This is a genomic window from Sphingopyxis sp. (assembly GCF_050916055.1).
Taxonomy (GTDB): Bacteria; Pseudomonadota; Alphaproteobacteria; order Sphingomonadales; family Sphingomonadaceae; genus Sphingopyxis.
This window is the reverse complement of record NZ_CP051527.1, coordinates 2,173,704-2,193,031: the sequence shown is the minus strand read 5'-3', so window position 1 is coordinate 2,193,031 and position 19,328 is coordinate 2,173,704. Positions and strand designations below refer to the sequence as shown.

Annotated in this window: 16 protein-coding genes; 12 read left to right on the top strand and 4 right to left on the bottom strand. The window is 69.2% G+C overall.

Going from position 1 to position 19,328, the window contains the following annotated elements:
- Nucleotides 1-119 precede the first annotated feature (119 nt).
- From HEQ22_RS10660 to HEQ22_RS10645, 4 genes are read right to left on the bottom strand one after another with little or no spacing between them, the layout of a single operon-like run.
- On the bottom strand, nucleotides 120-920 hold the full coding sequence (locus tag HEQ22_RS10660; RefSeq protein ID WP_432767875.1) for a hydrolase 1, exosortase A system-associated: 801 nt from the start codon (nucleotides 918-920) through the stop codon (nucleotides 120-122).
- The gene (locus HEQ22_RS10655; RefSeq protein ID WP_432767874.1) at nucleotides 905-1,579 is read right to left on the bottom strand and encodes a hypothetical protein; all 675 of its coding nucleotides are present in this window, start codon (nucleotides 1,577-1,579) and stop codon (nucleotides 905-907) included. The genes HEQ22_RS10660 and HEQ22_RS10655 overlap by 16 nt, the downstream gene beginning before the upstream one ends.
- Before the next feature lie 14 nt (nucleotides 1,580-1,593).
- Nucleotides 1,594-1,911, bottom strand: coding sequence for a phosphopantetheine-binding protein (locus HEQ22_RS10650; RefSeq protein WP_432767873.1), 318 nt, complete (start codon nucleotides 1,909-1,911; stop codon nucleotides 1,594-1,596).
- Nucleotides 1,857-2,858: a GNAT family N-acetyltransferase gene (locus tag HEQ22_RS10645; RefSeq protein WP_432767872.1), complete on the bottom strand. Its 1,002-nt coding sequence runs from the start codon at nucleotides 2,856-2,858 to the stop codon at nucleotides 1,857-1,859. The genes HEQ22_RS10650 and HEQ22_RS10645 overlap by 55 nt, the downstream gene beginning before the upstream one ends.
- A 35-nt stretch (nucleotides 2,859-2,893) precedes the next feature.
- On the opposite strand from HEQ22_RS10645, the gene HEQ22_RS10640 reads away from it, so the two are divergent.
- From HEQ22_RS10640 to HEQ22_RS10585, 12 genes are all read left to right on the top strand, one after another.
- A complete protein-coding gene (locus HEQ22_RS10640) occupies nucleotides 2,894-4,417 on the top strand; it encodes an acyl-CoA ligase (AMP-forming), exosortase A system-associated (RefSeq protein ID WP_432767871.1) in 1,524 nt (507 codons plus the stop codon).
- On the top strand, nucleotides 4,414-5,643 hold the full coding sequence (locus HEQ22_RS10635) for a pyridoxal-dependent decarboxylase, exosortase A system-associated (protein WP_432767870.1): 1,230 nt from the start codon (nucleotides 4,414-4,416) through the stop codon (nucleotides 5,641-5,643). The genes HEQ22_RS10640 and HEQ22_RS10635 overlap by 4 nt, the downstream gene beginning before the upstream one ends.
- Before the next feature lie 172 nt (nucleotides 5,644-5,815).
- Nucleotides 5,816-6,472 carry an XrtA/PEP-CTERM system exopolysaccharide export protein gene (locus HEQ22_RS10630; RefSeq protein WP_432767869.1) on the top strand — a complete coding sequence of 219 codons (657 nt, stop codon included), beginning with the start codon at nucleotides 5,816-5,818 and terminating at the stop codon, nucleotides 6,470-6,472.
- Nucleotides 6,473-6,525: 53 nt separating this feature from the next.
- Nucleotides 6,526-8,070, top strand: a complete 1,545-nt coding sequence (locus HEQ22_RS10625; RefSeq protein WP_432767868.1) for an XrtA system polysaccharide chain length determinant — start codon at nucleotides 6,526-6,528, stop codon at nucleotides 8,068-8,070.
- A gap of 14 nt (nucleotides 8,071-8,084) precedes the next feature.
- A complete protein-coding gene (locus HEQ22_RS10620) occupies nucleotides 8,085-9,119 on the top strand; it encodes a P-loop NTPase (RefSeq protein WP_432767867.1) in 1,035 nt (344 codons plus the stop codon).
- Nucleotides 9,119-10,843, top strand: coding sequence for a hypothetical protein (locus HEQ22_RS10615; protein ID WP_432770857.1), 1,725 nt, complete (start codon nucleotides 9,119-9,121; stop codon nucleotides 10,841-10,843). Before HEQ22_RS10620 ends, HEQ22_RS10615 begins: the two co-directional genes overlap by 1 nt.
- 21 nt (nucleotides 10,844-10,864) lie before the next feature.
- Entirely contained in the window at nucleotides 10,865-12,349 is a 1,485-nt protein-coding gene (locus tag HEQ22_RS10610; RefSeq protein ID WP_432767866.1) for an XrtA/PEP-CTERM system-associated ATPase, read from the top strand.
- 45 nt (nucleotides 12,350-12,394) lie between these two features.
- Nucleotides 12,395-13,255, top strand: coding sequence for an XrtA system polysaccharide deacetylase (locus HEQ22_RS10605; RefSeq protein WP_432767865.1), 861 nt, complete (start codon nucleotides 12,395-12,397; stop codon nucleotides 13,253-13,255).
- The gene (locus HEQ22_RS10600; protein WP_432767864.1) at nucleotides 13,252-14,319 is read left to right on the top strand and encodes a FemAB family XrtA/PEP-CTERM system-associated protein; all 1,068 of its coding nucleotides are present in this window, start codon (nucleotides 13,252-13,254) and stop codon (nucleotides 14,317-14,319) included. Before HEQ22_RS10605 ends, HEQ22_RS10600 begins: the two co-directional genes overlap by 4 nt.
- Before the next feature lie 61 nt (nucleotides 14,320-14,380).
- Nucleotides 14,381-15,586, top strand: coding sequence for a TIGR03087 family PEP-CTERM/XrtA system glycosyltransferase (locus tag HEQ22_RS10595; protein WP_432770856.1), 1,206 nt, complete (start codon nucleotides 14,381-14,383; stop codon nucleotides 15,584-15,586).
- Nucleotides 15,586-17,097: an exosortase A gene (gene xrtA, locus HEQ22_RS10590; RefSeq protein ID WP_432767863.1), complete on the top strand. Its 1,512-nt coding sequence runs from the start codon at nucleotides 15,586-15,588 to the stop codon at nucleotides 17,095-17,097. The genes HEQ22_RS10595 and xrtA overlap by 1 nt, the downstream gene beginning before the upstream one ends.
- 10 nt (nucleotides 17,098-17,107) lie before the next feature.
- Entirely contained in the window at nucleotides 17,108-19,003 is a 1,896-nt protein-coding gene (locus HEQ22_RS10585) for an XrtA/PEP-CTERM system amidotransferase (protein ID WP_432767862.1), read from the top strand.
- The last annotated feature ends 325 nt before the right edge of the window (nucleotides 19,004-19,328 follow it).

The following is a 19,328-nucleotide window of genomic DNA, read 5'->3' as shown; positions in this document are numbered from 1 at the left end:
GCGAAGTCGAGACACGCTTGGGAAGCACCAGCCTTCGCGTGTCTCGACTTCGCTCGACACGAACGGAAATAGAGGATGGTCTCGAATCCACGCCAAATCCATCCTTGGTCTTTGGTGAATCATTGTGGCCGCGTCAGTAATCCTAGAACGCGCTCAACCAGCCATTCCCCATCATCGCCCGCAAAGCTGTGTGACGTGCTGTCCAGCCGTTCGACCGGCACCGCGCCGGGTTGGCAATTCTCGATAAACGCCTGCGCCGTGCGGTCGCCGGTGGCGAGCAGGATCGTTGCGGGGCAGGGTAGCGTAGCGAGTGCGAAATTGAGGCGCGCGGGCAGACTGTCGGGGGCAGCTGCGGCGGGTTTGCGGCGGAGCGCCGACAGGCCGCGTGCCAGCTTTTTGACGTCGATTTCGCCCTTCAGCAGCCGGAGCAGGCTTTTGGGGTCGGCCAGTCGCGCCAGGTAACGCGCGCGGATCGCGGCGGCGGGGGGCAGCGCGGGGTCGCTGCTTTCACCGGTATCGTCGCTTTCGTAAGTCCATGGATTGGCGAGGATCAGGCCGTCAAGCGCGAGCGGCTGGTGGAGCAGCAGCGCGCTGGCGGCGTCGCAATTGCCGAATGCGATGACGCGCGCGAGGTGCGGCGCGGCGTGGCGGAAGGCGGCGAGGGCAGCGGCAATGTCGGGGGCGCTGCTCGTGTAGCCGCCGTTTTCGCCCTCGCTGTCGCCGATGCCGCGGCGGTCGAAGCGGAACACCGGGTGGCCAGCTTCGGCGATGCGCTGCGCCAGAGTCGCCATGCCGCGGTGCGCGCCGCTGCGGATTTCATTGCCGCCCGACACGATGAGCAGGCCGGTAGCGCCCGGCGCGTCGTCGAGCGTTGCGGCGAGGGGGACGCCGTCGCAGGGAAAGCTCAGCTGATGCCGCATGTCGTGCTCCATGCGGCGATGTCGGCGGCGATCGCGGCGGCCATCGCGGCATCCTCGCCGGGTTCGGCGCGCAGCCACAGCGGCGTGCCGGCGATGGCGCCCTCGCCGCTGCCGAGGGTGACGGTGCGCAGCGGGGCGACGGGTTGGATGTCCGCACTGCCGAGCTGCGCGATCATCACGGAGGAGAGCTTGTTGCCGGCGAGGAGCAGCGGCGCGGTGGCGGCTTCGGCTTGCAGGCTGTCGAGCGACGAGGTCACCCCGGCCTCGCGGTCGGCGGCGACGCGGGCGCGCAGCAGGGTGCGGAGGAGCGACGCGCCGCCGACCGGGGCGAGGCGCCACCAGGCGGCGGCCTTCGCTTGGTGATCGATCAGCGCGCCGCCGCGGAGCGACGCGAGGATCAGCGGGCCGTCGATCGCGGCTGTGGTATCGACTAGCGCGCTTTGCCAGCGGGCGAGATCGACCTGTTCGAGCGGCACGAGGCTCTCATTCTGGCCGGGCAGGTCGGGGAGCAGCGCCACGAACCCGTCGGCCGCCAGCGCGCGCATCGCGAGCACGAGCGTGCGGCGGGTCCGGTTGGCTTCCTCGAACAGCGGCGGGACGAACAGGATGGTGGCGCGTAGCGGGCCGGCAGGGTCGAAGCGCAGGATATGGTCGCTCATGCGCGCATTCGCGATCAGTCGGTCGCTTTGCGCTGCGAAAACGCGAGCAAATTGCCGTAGGTTTCAAAGATTTCGCCGTCGATCTCGTCATCGTCGATGATGATACCCAGCCGGTCTTCCATTTCGGTCAGGACGGTCGCCACCGCCATCGAATCGAACTCGGGCAGCGCCCCGAACAGGCCGCTGTCATCGGTGAGCGCCGCGGCGCGCGCTTCGCCGAGGCCGAGCACATCGGCGAGCAGGGCGCGGAGGGTGGCGTCGACGTTGCTGCTATCGGTCACGTATCTTTCCCCAGCATGGACCGGCCAAAGGCCTTCAATGCCGGTCCCCATGCCGCGACGCGCGCCGGATTGAAAGCCTCGATCCGCCACAGCGGGTCGTGGCGGTTCATCCAGTCCTTCTTGTAGCCGTCGTTGCCGGTGCCGAAATCGACGCGGCGAACATGATCGACCTCGATGACATGGCGGAACAGCGCCGCCGACAGCAAGGTGCCGGGCGAGGCCTTCAGGCTGTCCTCGACATGCGCGAGCTTGTGGATGAAGGCGGTGCCGTCCTCGACGGTCCAGACCTGTGCCGCGACCGGGGCGCCGTCGATACGCGCGAGCCCCATGCGCAAGGTTCCGCGCGCGCTCTCCATCTCGGCAAAGGCGCGCAGCAGCGCGGGATGGCCTTCCTCGGGTTTCCAGCTCGCGGCGTAGATCGCTTCATAGGCGGCCCAGGCGTCGGCGTCGAAAGCAGTGAACAGCGCGACGTCGACGACGCCTTTTTTCGCCTTGCGCTTCACCGTGTTCTTGAGCGCGCCGGGGCGGCTGTCCCACCAGCTGTCATGGTCGAGACCGGACAGGTCGAGCCAGTGGCGGTCGCCCGCCGGGGTGGCCTTCACCCACCAGCCGGCATCACGCAAAGCGGCGACGATGGCTTCCTGGTCGCCATCGAGGACCGGGTAAAGCGACAGCCGCGAGCCTTGTTTCCGCAAACGCCCAAAGAGGTCGGTGAGCGCCGCTGCGCGGTCGCCGCCACCGCGCCAAAGCGGCCGGATCGAAAAACTGTACCAGTTGGTCAGCCCGGCGAAATGCCCGGCCTTTTCGCGGCGCAGCGGCAGCCATGCCGTCGTACCGTCGCTCGTACCCTCGGCATCGAGACGGCCCTCGCCGGCAAAACCGTGCGCTTCGAGCAGGTCGAACCATGCGCCGCGGTCGAAGGGCGAGGCAAAGCCCGCCGCGCCCGCGGCAACGGGCGGCGCCTTATCATTAGCGGGATGTTCACCGTTCCCTTGCATGGTGCCGCGCTCTATCACCTGTCTCCTAACAGCCGATGACCAAAACCGAAAACCCGCCCTCGCGTCCGATCGACCATCTCGCCCGCTGCGGTGCGCCGGACGCGGCTGCGCTATTGATCGGCGATCGGGTCACGAGCTTTGCCGATCTCGACGCCGGGGTCGGCCGGCTCGCGTTATGGCTGCTCGATCAGGCGGGCGGACCCGGCGAGCGCGTCGCGAGCTGGAGCGCCAAGACGCGGCTCGCCTGCCTGATGCCGCTCGCCGCGGCGCGCGCCGGGCTGATCCATGTTCCGGTCAATCCGCTGCTGAAAGCGCCGCAGGTCGCGCATATCCTGTCCGACAGCGGCGCCAAGCTGCTCGTCACCAACGCGGCGCGCGCCGACACGCTCGGCGCCGATCTGCCGGCCGAATGCGCGGTGCAGGAGCTGACGATCGCCGAAGCGATGATCGATTCGGGCGGCGCCGGACTGCCGCCCTCGATCGCCCAGCCCGACGACCTGGCCGCCATTCTCTATACCAGCGGCTCGACCGGGCGGCCGAAGGGCGTGATGCTCAGTCATGCCAACCTGTGGCTCGGCGCCGAAAGCGTCGCATCCTATCTGGCCCTGACGTCCGACGACCGCGTGCTCGCGGTGCTGCCGCTCAGCTTCGATTATGGCCAGAACCAGCTGCTTTCGACATGGTTCGCGGGCGCGGCCGTGGCGCCGCTCGACTATCTGACCCCGCGCGACGTTGCCAAGGCGGTGCTGCGCCACGGGGCGACGACGCTCGCCGGGGTTCCGCCGCTGTGGGTGCAACTGGTCGAGAGCGACTGGCCCGGCGACGCCGCCGCCAGCCTGAAGCGTTTGACGAACAGCGGCGGCGCACTGACCCCGTCGCTGATCGACGCGATGCGCACGACCTTTCCGAACGCCGCCGTCTATCCGATGTACGGCCTGACCGAAGCGTTTCGCTCGACCTATCTCGATCCGAAGCTCGTCGCCGACCACCCGACCTCGATGGGCAGCGCGATCCCGCATGCCGAGATTCTGGTGTGCCGCACCGACGGCACCGTCACCGCCGACGAGGAGCCGGGCGAGCTGGTGCATTGCGGCCCGCTCGTCGCGCAAGGCTATTGGCGCGACGCCGAACGCACTGCCGAGCGATTTCGGCCGGCGCCGCGCGCCTCGGCCTATGGCGGCATGGCGGTATGGTCGGGCGATACGGTGCGCCGCGACGCAAACGGCCTGCTCACTTTCGTCGGCCGCAACGACGCGATGATCAAGACCGCGGGCAATCGCGTCAGCCCCACCGAGGTCGAAGATGTCGCGGTCGCCTCGGGCCAGATTTTCGAGGCGGTCGCCTTCGGTGTCCCCGACGACCGGCTCGGCGCCGCTATCGTCCTGATCGTGCGCGGCAAGACCGATGCGGATCGCGACGCGCTCGCCGCCTATCTGAAGGCGAACCTGCCGAATTTCATGCAGCCGCAGATGGTCGAATGGCGCGACGAACTGCCGCGCAATCCCAACGGCAAACTCGACCGGGTGGCGATCGCCGCCGACTGGAAGGCTGCGGCATGAAACCGCATGGTCCGATCCCGCCCGGATATGCGGCCGATCGCGACGGCATGCTGCTGATCGGCGGCCGGCGCGCCGACGTGCTCGCCGATGAGGCGGGCGACACGCCGCTGTTCGTTTACGACGCCGGGATGCTGAGCGCGCGCGTCGCCGAATGGCGCGCCGCGATGCCCGCCGCGGTGCAGCTGCACTATGCGATGAAGGCGAATCCTTACGCGCCGTTGCTCGCGCATATGGCCGGGCTGGTCGACGGGCTCGACGTCGCGTCGGGCGGCGAGTTGAAGGCGGCGCTGGCGAGCGGGATGGCGGCGGGCGAGATCAGCTTTGCCGGTCCCGGCAAGCGCGACCGCGAGCTGGAATATGGCATCGCAGCGGGCGCGACGCTGAACCTCGAATCCGCGGGCGAGGCCGAGCGCGCGCTCGCGATCGGGGCGCGGCTGGGCATCGTCCCGCGGCTCGCGGTGCGGGTCAATCCCACCTTCGACCTCAAAGGGTCGGGGATGAAGATGGGCGGCGGCGCCAAGCCGTTCGGGGTCGATGCCGAGGCGGTGCCGGCGCTCGTCGCGAGGCTGATCGATGCCGGCGCCGACTGGCGCGGTTTCCATATTTTCGCGGGATCACAGGCGCTTGACGCCGCCGCGATCGCCGAAACGCAGGCGCAGACGGTCGCGCTGGCTGCTGACCTTGCGACCGCGATCGGGCGAGCGCCGCCGCTCGTCAACCTGGGCGGCGGCATGGGTGTGCCCTATTTCCCCGGCGACACGGCGGTCGATGCGCCAGCGGTGGGGGCGGCGCTGGCCGCGACGCTCGCCGCGCGCGACCCGGTGCTGGCGAACAGCCGGTTCGCGATGGAGCTTGGCCGCTGGCTTGTCGCCGAGGCCGGGGTCTATCTGACCCGCATCGTCGACCGCAAGACGAGCCATGGCGAGACCTTCCTCGTCACCGACGGCGGGCTGCACCACCAGCTGGCCGCGAGCGGGAATTTCGGCACCGTCATCCGCCGCAACTATCCGATCGCGATCGCGAACCGCTTCGGCGGCGAGCCCTACGCGCCGGTGTCGGTCGTCGGCTGTCTGTGCACCCCGCTCGACCGCCTTGGCGACCAGGTCGCACTGCCGCGCGCCGACGTCGGCGACCTTGTCGCGCTGTTCCAGGCCGGTGCCTATGGCGCGACCGCGAGCCCCGCCGCCTTCCTGGGGCAGGGGCCGGCGCGCGAAATGCTCGTCTGACATCGCGAAAGCTGTGCCAGTCCGGCACAAGATGCGACGAGTGCGGGCCAAACTTATCCCAACACTAACGGTATGTTCACCCTTTTCCAGCATGGCTGACCCTGACGCAATGGCTGTCGCCCCAGGCATTTAGCCCGCGGCGGCGCGCCGGCCGCAGGAAAGGTTGTTGAATATGGCTTCGATCCCCGCGCTTCGCGCTGCCCGCGCCGCGCTCGTGTCCGGCATCGCCGCGACCGCGCTTGCCGGCTGCATGGGCGGACCGAGCGGCGCACCGCAGCTGCCCAGCGCGACCTTCGTCCAGAACCAGGAAGGGCCGGGCGAGGAATATATCATCGGCCCGCTCGACGAGCTGCAGATCTTCGTGTGGCGCAACCCCGAACTGGGCGGCAAGGTGCAGGTGCGCCCCGACGGGCGGATCACCACGCCGCTGATCACCGACATGCCGGCGGTCGGCAAGACCCCGACGATGCTGCAGCAGGACATCAAGCTCCAGCTCAGCCAATATATCACCGACCCGATCGTCAGCGTGATCGTCACCACCTTCAACAGCACCTTTTCGCAGCAGGTGCGCGTCGTCGGCGCGACCGAAAAACCCGCGTCGATCCCGTTCCGCGCCAATATGACCGTGCTCGACGCGATGATCGCGGTCGGCGGCCTCGGCGAATATGCCGCGGGCAACAAGGCGCGGCTGGTCCGGTACGACAAGGGCAGCGGCAAGCAGCAGGAATTTGCGCTGCGGCTGAACGATCTGGTCAAGCGCGGTGACATCAAGGCCAACGTCCGGCTCCAGCCCGGCGACGTGATCATCATCCCCGAAAGCATGTTCTGACCCGGCGCCACGCCGCCGCATCGACGCCAACTGCCAAGGACTGACCCCGACCGATGACGAGCCTTTACGACGAATTCCGGGTGGCGCTGCACAGCGTCTGGACGCGCCGCTGGCTTGTCCTGGCGGTCGCCTGGGGCATCTGCATCCTCGGCTGGCTGGCGATCGCGTCGATCCCCAACCGCTATGATTCGCGTGCTCGCCTGCTCGTCGACATCAACCAGATTTTGCCCGACGACGCGCAGAGCGGGTCGTTCGGCGGCCGCCAGCAGATCGACCAGATCCGCGAGACGCTGACCAGCGCGCGCAACCTGGAAAAGGTCGCGGTGACGACGGGCCTGCTGCCCGCCGGCGCCGGCGAGCGCGAAAAGGCCGGCGCGGTCGCGATGCTGCAAAAGAATATCAAGGTCATCCCGCAGCAGGACAATATCTTCGAAATCACCTCGAGCATCGGGGTCGGCAGCCTGTCCGACGCCGACAATGCCAAGCTGGCGTCGGGGGTGCTCGACAGCCTGATCACCGTGTTCCGCGACGATCAGCTGCGCGGCGGGCGGATGAATGCGCGCGAGGGGCTGAAATTCCTCGATGCCCAGATCGCCGACCGCGAAAAGGCGCTGCGCGAGGTCGAGGCGCGGCGCGCCGCGTTCGAGGCGCAGAATATCGGGCTGATCCCCGGCGGCGCCGGATCGCCGGCGCAGCGCGTCGAGGCGGCACGCGCCGAACTGAACCAGATCGATTCGCAGCTGATCGCCGCGCAGGCGTCGCTCTCCGCGGCGAACGGCCAGATGGCCTCGACCCCGGCGACGATCAATATGCCGGGACTGAATGCCACTGGCGGCGGCGTCGCACGCCAGCAGTTGGCGGGGGCGCAGAACGAACTGTCGTCGATGCGCTCGCGAGGGCTGACCGACGCGCACCCCGACGTCATCGCGCTGAAAAGCCAGATCGCCTCGCTGAAGGCTCAGGCCGATCGCGAAGGGACCGGCGGGGGCGGCGGCAACGCCCAGAACCCGGCCTATGCGACGCTGTCGGCGATGCGCGCCGAGCGTCAGGCGACGGTCAGCGCGCTGTCGGCGCGCAAGTCGCAGCTGATGGGCGATATTGCCAAGATCACCGCGCAGCAGATCCAGAACCCCGGCATCGCCGCCGAATATGACCGGATCAACGGCGAATATACCGCCTTCAAAGCGCAATATGACAAGCTGCTCGGCCAGCGCGAACAGGTTCGCATGCGCGGCGAGGTGCAGACCGAAACCGACGCGATCAAGATCGAACTGCTCGACCCGCCATCGAAACCGACCAGCCCCGCGGCGCCCAACCGGCCGCTGTTCCTGACCCTGGTGCTGCTCGCCGGCGTCGGCGGCGGGGTCGGCGTCGCTTTCGGGCTGGCGCAGGTGCGCACCAGCTATGCGACGTCGGCCAAGCTCGAACGCGCGAGCGGCCTGCCGGTGATCGGTTCGATCACCGAAGTCGTGACGCCCGCCCGCCATGTCGAGCGGCGCAAGAAACTCGTCTGGCTTGCCGGCGGCGGCGGCGCGCTCGTCGGCCTCTATGCGCTGCTGCTCGTCGCCGAATTCGTCCAGCGCGGCATGGTTGCGTGAAGGGGGACAGGAAAATGAACGACCAACGCCCCGTCAAGCGCCCGCCGTCGCTGCTCGAACGGGCCGCCGACATGTTCGGGGTCGACCCCGTCGCCAATGCGCCGACGATCGACGTGTCGAACCTGCCGCCCGAACCGGCGAAAAAGCCGCGCAAGGCCAAGAACGCACCCGCCGTCGATGCCGCCGCGCCTGATGCTGCCGCGCCGTCGGCGCCTGCGCCCGATCCGGCGCCGGTGGTCGAAACTGCCCCGACGATCAAACCGTCGCCGAGCAAGGAGATCGCCCGCGCCGCGCCCGCCATCGTCCCGACGCGGCAAGGCACCGTCGACCGCGAACGCCTCGCGGCGCGCGGCATGGTCGTACCCGGCGCGCCGGTCACTGGCATTTCCGAAGAATATCGGATGGTGAAGCGCGAGCTGATCCGCAACTTCGGCGGCGCGGGCAATCGCCCGCTGCTGCCGCGCGGCCACCGCGTGCTGATCGCCTCGGCGAACCCCGGCGAGGGCAAGACCTTCTCGGCGGTCAACCTGGCGCTCAGCCTCGCGGTCGAGGCCGACCACGATGTGCTGCTGATCGACGCCGACATCGCCAAGCCCAGCGTGCTCGAAGCGCTGGGGCTCGACGACGGTCCGGGGCTGATGGACGCGCTCGCCGATCCGCACCTGCCGCTCGGCGATTGCCTGATCCAGACCGACATCGCCGGACTGAAGGTGATGCCCGCGGGCACGGCGCATATGCACGACACCGAACTGCTCGCCTCGGCGCGCACCGAGGCGCTGCTCGGGCAGCTCGAGGCCGGGGCGCCGGGCCGCATCGTCATCCTCGATTCGCCGCCCGTGCTCGCGGCGTCGCCCGCCGCGGTGCTGGCGGGGCATGTCGGCCAGACGATCATGGTCGTTCGCGCCGATGAAACGCTCGAAAGCGCGTTGCGCGATGCGATCGGGCTGATGGGCGCGTGCCCGCATATCCAGCTGCTCCTCAACGGGGTGAAATATTCGCCCGGCGGCCGCCGTTTCGGCACCTATTATGGACAGGGAGGCGCGTCGTGATGCGCACCAATCAGACGATGCGGCGCGTCGCAACGCTCGCCGCGCTGCTGCTCGCCGGGACGGCGACCGGCGCACAGGCGCAATTTTCGGGCGATCCGGGCTCGGACGGCGGCGATGCCGCCTCGGCCGGCGCGCCGGCGGCATCGGACAGCCAGGACGGCCGCGCCGAAAGCCGCGGCGAGCGCCGCCGCACCCAAAAGACCGTCGATGTCAGCCCCTATCTCGAGGTCGGTCAGGTGCTGACCGCCGACCTCAAGAACGACGGCGACGTGCTGACCTATACGACGCTCGCGGCCGGCGTGGATGCCGCGATCGTGACGCGCCGCGCGGAACTGGCGGCGACCGTCCGCTACGAATATCGCATCGGCGAATCGGGCGGCATCGGCAATTCGGATTCGCTGAGCGGCCTCGTCCGCGGGCGGGTCGAAGCGCTGCGCGGGCTGAACCTCGAGGCAGGGGCGCTTGCGACCCGCACCCGCGCCGACGGCGTCGGCGGCGACAACGGCATTTTCACCGGCGACGACAGCAATGTCGCCAATCTCTATTCGATCTATGCTGGGCCGACCTTTGCGCGCCGCATCGGCGGGCTCGACGTCGGCGCCGGCTATCGCTTCGGCTATACCAAGATCGACGTCGACAGCGATATCGCCCCGCTGCCGGGCGCCGCGTCGCAGGATATTTTCGACAGCTCGACCAACCATGTCGCTTGGGGCAGCGTCGGTGCGCGCCCCGGCGACCTGCCGTTCGGATGGCAGGTATCGGGCGGTTACGAGCGCGAGGATGTCAGCCAGCTCGACCAGCGGTTCGAGGGCAAATATGCGCGCGCCGACGTCACCGTGCCGGTCGGACCGACCTTTGCCGTGCTCGGCGGTGTCGGTTATGAAGATATCGAGATCAGCGAGCGCGAGCCGGTGGTCGATGCCAATGGCGTGCCGGTGCGCGACGCCAACGGCCGCTTCGTCACCGACAAATCGAGCCCGCGCCAGCTGTCGTTCGACACCGACGGGCTGATCTGGGACGCCGGGGTGATGTGGCAGCCGAGCCGCCGCACCTCGCTGACCGCCAAGGTCGGTCGCCGCTATGGCGACACCATCTATACCGGCAGCTTCACCTATCGCGCCGACCATGCGACGACCTTCCAGGTCGGCGTCTATGACGGCCTGTCGAGCTTTGCGCGCGGCCTGTCGGGCGGGCTCGCGGCGCTGCCGACGCAGTTCGATCCGACTCGCAACCCGCTCGACGGCAGCATCAACCCGTGCGTGTTCGGCGAACAGGGCGGCGGCTGCCTCGCCAACCAGCTTGGCAACACGACCACCGCACAGTTCCGCAACCGCGGCATCCAGGCGGTGATGTCGTCGCGCTACGGCGGCTGGAGCTATGGCGTCGGCGTCGGTTACGACCGCCGCCGCCTGCTGCTGCCCGGCCTGTCGGCGATCGCCGACCTCAACGGCGTGATCGACGAAAGCTATTATCTGTTCCTGTCGGCGGGGCGCCAGCTCGACGCTGATTCGGACCTCAGCCTCGCGGGTTATGTCAATTATTTCGACAATGGCGCCCCGGGCGCCGGCGACGTCCAGTCGGCGGGCATTTCGGCCGCCTATTCGCGGCGCTTCTGGCGCGGCCTGACCGGCACCGCCGCGGCCAGCCTGAACGCCTTCGACCAGGACGGGTTCAACAGCGAACTCATCGGATCGGCGCTCGTCGGCCTGCGCTACAATTTCTGATCCAGCAACAGGGATTACGCTATGTACGATCAGTTTTACGGCTTCACGGGACGCCCGTTCCAGCTGACGCCCGACCCGAGTTTCTATTTCGAGAGCGGGACGCATCGCAAGGCGATGTCCTATCTCGGCTATGGCCTCGCGCAGGGTGAAGGCTTCATCGTCATCACCGGCGACGTCGGCGCGGGCAAGACGACGCTGGTCGGGCATCTGATGAACACCATCGATCCCAACCGGCTGACCGCGGTCAAGCTGGTGTCGACGCAGGTCGAGGGCGACGACCTCCTCCGCCTCGTCGCCGAACAGTTCGGGCTCGACTGGGAAGGGCAGAGCAAGGCCGAACTGCTGCGCGCGATGGAGCAATATCTGCGCGAACAGGCGCGCGCCGGCCGCCGCACCCTGCTGATCGTCGACGAGGGGCAGAACCTCGCCATTTCGGCGCTCGAAGAGCTGCGGATGCTGTCCAATTTCCAGCTCGGCGGCCATTCGCTGCTCCAGATATTCCTGCTCGGCCAGCCCGAATTCCGCCAGACGCTGTTTCACTCGCCGACGCTCGAACAGCTGCGCCAGCGGGTGATCGCGACGCACCACCTCGACCCGATGGAGCCCGAGGAAGTCGAACCCTATATCCTCCACCGCCTCGGCAAGGTCGGCTGGACCGGCAACCCCAGCTTCAGCCCCGACGCGTTCGAGGAAATCTTCGATTACAGCGAAGGCGTGCCGCGCAAACTGAACGTGCTGGTTAGCCGCCTGCTCCTCTATGGCGCGGTTGAACAGATGCACCGCATCACCGGCCAGCAGGTGCGCGCCGTGGTTGCCGAGATCGAGGCCGACCGCGGCCTCGACGATGCGGCGCTGGCGCCGCTGCCGGTTGCCGATGTCGTCGCGCACGCCGCGGTCGCCGCGGCGCCGACGGCCCAGCCGGCCGCCGTAGCTCCCGCGCCCGTGGCGGAGGTGGAGGAAACCGAACCCGAAGCCGCGGAAGCGCCGCTCGAATGGCCGTCGCCCGCCGCCGCGACCGATCGCGCGCCCTTCGCGCCCCCGGCCGAGGCCGCGAGCCTCGCGAGCCTGCTCTCGCGGCGGGCCCCCGAACCGGATGAACCCGCCGAGATGTTGCCGCCGACGCGCGGCGACACCAGCTTTGCCGAAGCGCGGATGCTCGTCGCCGATCAGCTCGGCCTCGCGCCGGATGCCGCCGACGATGATGGCGTGGTGGAGGCCGAAGCCGCTGCTGACGACGACGTGCTCGAACTCACCGCCGAATCCGATGCGGCGCCCGAAATCGCCCCCGAACCGCAGGCCGAACCCGCGATCGAGGCCGCCCCGGCGCCCGCCGCAGTCGACGACGCGCACATGGTCGCGCTCCAGCGCCAGATCGCTGGCCTTGAAGCGCGGATTGCCGATCAGGACGCGGCGCTGCGCCGCGTGCTTGATTTGTTGATCGATTGGGTCGAACGCGATCCGGCGAACGCGCCCGATCCGGCGGCCAAGCAGACCTGGGCCGCCTGACGGCCCATCCGGTCGGCAACGGCGGATCGACGAAGGTGAGGGATCATGCAGAACGGCCTGTCGGTCGATGTCGAGGACTGGTTTCAGGTCGGCGCCTTTGAGCGCACGATCGACCGTGCCGACTGGCCGACGCTCGAATGCCGGGTCGAGGCGAATTGCGACGCGGTGCTGCAAATCTTTGCCGACGCCGGGGTGCGCGGCACCTTCTTCACCCTCGGCTGGGTCGCCGAGCGCTATCCGGCGCTGATCGCGCGCATCGTCACGGCGGGACACGAACTCGCCAGCCACGGCTACGACCACCAGCGCGTGTTCAACATGACCGCCGCCGATTTTGCGGCCGACCTTCAAAAGACCCGCGCGATCCTCGAGGATCTGGGCGGCGTCGCGATCCGCGGATACCGCGCGCCGAGTTTTTCGGTCGATACGCGCACGCCGTGGGCGCACGCGGTGCTTGCCGAACAGGGTTATGCCTATTCGTCGAGCGTCGCGCCGGTCGCGCACGACCATTATGGCTGGCCCGAAAGCCCGCGCCACGCGTGGCGACCGCTGCCCGACAGCGACCTCGTCGAATGGCCGGTGACCACCGCGCGCTTCGCCGGGCGGACGCTCGCGGCGGGCGGCGGCGGCTTCATGCGGCTGCTTCCCTATGGCTTCACGCGCTGGGCAATCGCGCGGATGAACGCCGAGGGGCATCCCGCGATCCTCTATTTCCACCCGTGGGAGATCGACCCCGGCCAGCCGCGCGTCGCCGATGCGCCGCTGAAGTCGAAAATCCGCCATTACAGCGGCTTGTCGGTCATGGCTGACAAGCTGAAGAAACTGCTCGACGATTTCGAATGGACGCGCGCCGACGCGCTGGTCCCCGCGCAGCAGGCGCGCGCGGCGCCGTGGCGCACCGCGGCATGAACGCGCCGGCGCACCCGCTGGCGCGCGGCGGCGCCGCCGCGCCGCGCGACGATGCCGCGGCATGGGACGCCTATGTCGATGCGCATCCACTCGCGACCCCGTTCCACAGCCGCGCCTGGTGCGAGGCGATCACCCGGGCCACCGGGCACCCCTGCCACCTCGTGACGGCGCGCGGCGCCGACGGCGCGCTCACCGGTATCCTGCCGCTGCACCATGTCCGCTCGCCGCTGTTCGGGCAGGCGCTGGTCGGCAGCGGCTTTGCGGTCGATGGCGGCATCCTCGCCGACGATCCCGCGGCGGCGGCGACGCTGGCCGACAGCGCGGCGGCGCTGGCGCAGTCGCTCGGCGTACCCTCGGTCGAACTGCGCGGCGGCCCGCTTCCCGACGGCGAGGGCTGGGCCTGTGAGGACGGCGTCTATGCCGGCTTCGCGCGCGATCTGGCCGCCGACGACGAAGCCGAACTGCTCGCCATCCCGCGCAAGCAGCGCGCCGAAGTGCGCAAGGCGCTGGCCGACGACCTCACCGTCACCACCGGGCGCGATGCGGCCGAACGGCGCGATCATTACCGCATCTATGCGACCAGCGTCCGCAACCTCGGCACCCCGGTGTTCCCGGCGGCACTGTTCGGCGCGGTGCTCGACGGTTTCGGCGACGCTGCCGACATCTTGACCGTCCGCCAGAACGGCCGCGCGGTGGCGAGCGTGCTCAGCCTCTATTGGCGCGGCGCGGTGATGCCCTATTGGGGCGGCGGACTGGCCGAGGCGCGCGCGCTGCGCGCCAACGAGTGCATGTATTTCGCGCTGATGCGCCACGCCCGTAACCGTGGCTGCACCCGTTTCGATTTCGGGCGGTCGAAGCTCGGCACCGGCCCTTTCGCGTACAAGAAGAATTGGGGTTTCGAACCGCGCCCGCTCGTCTATGCGCGCTGGCTCGCGCCCGGCGAAAGCCCGCGCGACACCAATCCGAACAGTGCCAAATATCGGTTGCAGGTCGACCTGTGGAAAAAGCTGCCGCTATGGGCGGCGAACCGCATCGGTCCGTTGATCGCGCGCGGGCTGGGATGAGACTGATGTTCTCAGGCCCGTTGTCATTGCTTCGCCTCGCTCGCAATGACGGGGAGCGATGATGCCCGAAATCCTGTTCCTCGTGCACCGCGCGCCGTGGCCACCCGACCGCGGCGACCGCATTCGCAGCTGGCATATGTTCGAGGCGCTGGCGCGGGTCGCGCCGGTGCATGTCGCGGCGCTCGCCGACACGGCGCCGGACGCGGCGGCGGTGCGCGCAAAAATGACGCCGCTTTGCAAAAGCCTGGCCATCGAAGTGCGCAAGACGTCGCGCCCGGTCGCCTTGGCGCGGGCGGTGCTGAGCGGCGAGCCGGTGTCGAACCACCTGTTCGCCAATGCCGCGCTGAAGCGCCATGTCGATGCGCTGCTGGCACGCAGTGAGGTCACGCATATCGTCGCCTTCTCGGGGCAGATGGCGCAATATCTGCCCGCCGATTTCGACGGGCCGGTGCTGATGGATTTCGTCGATGTCGATTCGGCCAAGTTCGCGACCTATGCGGCGCAGGACCCGCGCCAGCCGCTGCACTGGGTGCACGCGCGCGAGGCCAAGAAACTCGGCGCGTTCGAGGCCGCGGTGGCGCGCACGGTCGACGCCAGCCTGTTCGTCAGCGAGGCCGAGGCGGCGCTGTTCCGGGCGCGCAGCGGCCTTGGTACCGACCGGGTGCGCGCGGTCGAAAACGGCATCGACACCGACCGCTTCGACCCCGCGACGACCTTGGCCCCGGTCGGCGGCGGCGACGGCCCGCTTGCGGTGTTCACCGGCCAGATGGATTATCGCCCCAATATCGATGCGGTGCGCTGGTTCGCCGCCGATATCCTGCCGCTGGTCCGCGCGCAGCATCCGGCGGCGCGCTTCGCGATCGTCGGCCGCGCGCCGACCGATGCGGTGCGCGCGCTGGCGACATTGCCGGGGGTGACGGTGACGGGCGAAGTGCCCGACGTGCGCCCGTGGCTCGCCGCCGCCGATGCCGTCGTTGCGCCGCTGCTGCTCGCGCGCGGGGTGCAGAACAAATTGCTCGAAGCGATGGCGATGGCGCGGCCGGTGGTCGCGAGCGCCGCCGCCGCCGAGGGCATCGACGCCGCGCCCGGCGCCCACCTGCTCGTCGCCGACGACGCCGCGGGCATCGCGGCGGCGGTCGCGCGACTGTTCGGCGATCCCGCCGCCGCTGCCGCGATGGGACGGGCGGCGCGCGACCAGATGATCGCGCGTTACGGCTGGGCCGCACGGCTCGCGCCGCTTGGCGGGCTGCTCGGGCTGCCCGGCTGATGGCGACGGCGAACCTGGCCGCGCCGCGGCACTGGACGCGCTGGCAGGCGCATCTTGCCGCGCTCGCCGCGCTGTCGCTCGCGATCCTCGCGATCTTTCACCGCGACGCCGCCGACATGGCCGGCATCTGGTGGCATAGTTCGACCTTCACCCATTGCCTGTTGATGGTGCCGATGATCGGCTGGCTCATCGCGCAACGGGTGCCGCAGCTGCGGACGCTGACCCCCGCCTGCTGGTGGCCGGCGCTCGCCTGGATGGCGGCGGCGGGCTTGTTGTGGCTGGTCGGTGAAGCGGCAGGCGTCGCGCTGTTTCGGCAGGCGGGGCTGGTGCTGATGATGCAGGGCGCGGTCGCCGCGACGCTCGGCGAAAAACTCGTGCGCGCTCTGCTGTTCCCGCTCGGCTATGCCCTGCTGCTCGTGCCGTTCGGCGAGGAGCTGGTGCCGCTGCTCCAGACCTTCACCGCGCACATCAGCGTCGCGCTCCTCCACCTCTCGGGGCTCGAGGCGGCGATGGAGGGCGTGTTTATCACCACCCGCGCCGGCTTTTTCGAGGTGGCCGAGGAATGTTCGGGGGTCAATTTCCTGATCGCAATGCTCGCCTATGCCGTGTTCGCCGCGCATCTGTGCTTCAAAAGCTGGACGCGGCGGGTGGTGTTCGTCGCCGCGGCGCTCGCGACGACGATCCTCGCCAACGCGCTGCGCGCCTATGGCACGATGGTCGCGGCCGACATCTGGGGGATCGAGGCGGCGGGCGGCATCGATCATGTCTTTTACGGCTGGATCTTCTTCGGGCTGGTGATCCTGATCGTGATGCTCGTCGCCTGGCGCTGGTTCGACCGCCCGGCGAACGATGTCGCTGTCGATGTGACCGGACTGGACGGCGCAGCGCGCTGGACTGGGCCGGCGCGGGCGGTGCTGCCCGCCGCGCTCGCGGTCCCGCTGGCCTTTGCCGGCTGGGGGGCGCTCGTCGGCGCGCGGACGGCGCCGCTGCCGGCGACGATGGCGATCGCGGCGCCCGCCGGCTGGTCGGCGGCGACGGCCGCGGGGACGGCCTGGACGCCGCGCTTCGACGGCGCCGACCAGCGGCTGCTGCGCCATTTCGTCGATGCGCGCGGGCGGCGGGTCAGCGTTGCGATCGGCGGCTTCGAACGGCAGGCCGAGGGGCGCGAAGTCGCCGCCTTCGGGCAGGGCGCTGTCGATCTGGACAGCAAATGGGCGTGGAGCGCGGCGCTGCCCGCGATCGACGGCGCGAAGACCGAGCGGCTGCTGCATCCCGGACCAGTGCTGCGCGATGCGGCGAGCTGGTATGTCGTCGATGGCGCGGTGACCGGCGATCCGCGGCGCGCCAAGCTTGCGGGGCTGCGCGCGCGGCTGTTCGGCGGCGACCCGCGCGCGCTGTCGCTGATCGTGTCGAGCGAGGCGGGGCAGGGCGGCGCCGCCGCGATCGACGATTTCGTTTCCGCGTCGGGCGGAGCGCAGGCAATGGCTGACCGCGCCTTGAAACTGCGCTAGTAGCGCCACCATGTGCGGGATCGCGGGCCTCTATCATCTCGAAACGGCAAAGCCCGTCGATCCGGCGCGGCTGCGCGCGATGCTGTCGCCGATGCAGCATCGCGGCCCCGACGGGTCGGGCGAATGGACCGCGCCGGGGGTTGGCCTCGCGCATCTGCGCCTGTCGATCATCGACCTCGACGGCAGCCCGCAACCGATGGCGAGCGACGACGAGGCGGTGACGCTGACCTACAACGGCGAAATCTATAATTTCCGCGAACTGCGCGCCGAGCTCGAGGATCGCGGGCATCGCTTCCGCACCGAGGGCGATACCGAGGTCATCATCGCGGCGTGGCGGCAATGGGGGGTCGAATGCCTGTCGCGGCTGAACGGCATGTTCGCCTTTGCGATCCACGATCATGCGCGCGGCTGCCTGTTCCTCGCGCGCGACCGGCTGGGGGTGAAGCCGCTGCACCACGCCCGCCTGTCCGACGGGTCGGTGGCCTTCGCATCGGAGCTCAAGGGGCTGCTGCGGCACCCGCTGCTGCGCCAGGAAGCCAATCTGACCGCGGTCGAGGATTTCCTCGCGCTCGGTTATGTCCCCGACGACAATTGCATCGTCGCGGGGGTGCAGAAACTGCCCGCGGGCCATTATCTGCTGCTCGAACGCGGAAAGCCTGTGCCACCGCCGACGCGCTGGTGGGCACCCGATTTTTCCAAGCGCATCCGCGCCAGCGAGGACGAGGCGGCCGAGCATCTCGTCCACCTGATGCGCGCCGCGGTCACCGACCGCATGGTCGCCGACGTGCCATTGGGCGCCTTCCTGTCGGGCGGGGTCGATTCGAGTGCGGTGGTGGCGCTGATGGCCGAGGCGAGCCAAAAAGCGGTCAAGACCTGCACCATCGGTTTCGACCAGGCCGCGCTCGACGAGACGGCCTATGCGAGGGCGATCGCCGAACGCTTCGCCACCGACCACCGCACCCGCACCGTGTCGGCGTCGGATTTCGCGCTGGTCGACCGTATCGCCGACATGTTCGACGAACCCTTTGCCGACGCGAGTGCGCTGCCGACGTTCAGGGTGTGCGAACTCGCGCGCGAGGAGGTGACGGTGGCGCTGTCGGGCGACGGCGCCGACGAGGCGTTCGCGGGCTATCGCCGGCTGGTGTTCCAGCATCAGGAAGAACGGCTGCGCGGGCTGATTCCCGGCGTGCTTCGCCGCAACATATTGGGACCACTGGCAAAGTTGTGGCCGCAGATGGACTGGGCGCCGCGGCCGCTGCGGGCCCGCGCGACGCTCGCCAGCCTGTCGCAAAGCGGCGCCGAGGGCTATGCCGAGGCGGTCGGGGTGACCGGCCCGGCACAGCGCGCGCGGCTGTTCAATGACGCCGCGCTCAGCGGGCTCGGCGATCATGTCGCCGAGGCACGTTACTGGCAGGCGATGGCCGACGCCCCGGCGCGCGAGCCGCTCGACCGCGCGCAATATGCCGACCTGATGATCTGGCTGCCCGGCGACATCCTGACCAAGACCGACCGGATGAGCATGGCGGTCGGCCTGGAGGCGCGCGAGCCGTTGCTCGATTATCGCCTGATCGAATTCGCCGCGAGCCTGCCCGCGTCGATGCGCGTCAAGCGCGGCACCGGCAAGGCGATCATGAAGCGCGCGATGGAGCGCTACCTGCCGCACGACATCTTGTACCGGCCGAAGATGGGGTTCGTGACCCCGGTGTCGGACTGGTTCCGCGGGCCGCTGGTCGAACAGGCGAAGGCGCTGGCCACCTCATCGACGCTCGCGCGCTCGGGCTGGTTCGACATGGCCGAAATCGAACGCATCGTCGCCGCGCACCAGTCGGGCCGCCGCGACCATGGGCGGCTGATCTGGCAGTTTTTCATGCTGGAAAAATCGCTGGCCAAGCTGTTCGGAATTTGAGGGCGGCTGGGGGTTCGGGGTCGATTCCAGACAATTCCCCTCCCTTTTAGGGAGGGGTTAGGGGTGGGTTGCGAGCGAGAGCGAGCGGCGGTGCGAATGCCGCCGTTGGCGGCTACCCACCCCCAGCCCCTCCCTGAAAGGGAGGGGAGGAACTGGCGCCGGCAATCGGTCACCAGATATCGAGCGTCCCACATCTTCGTCATCCCGGACTTGATCCGGGATCCATTACGACGGCGCAGTTATGGATCGCGGATCAAGTCCGGGATGACGATGAGGAGTAAATCCTCTCTATGGCTGCGCCACAGGGAGGATCAGCCACCTCCTT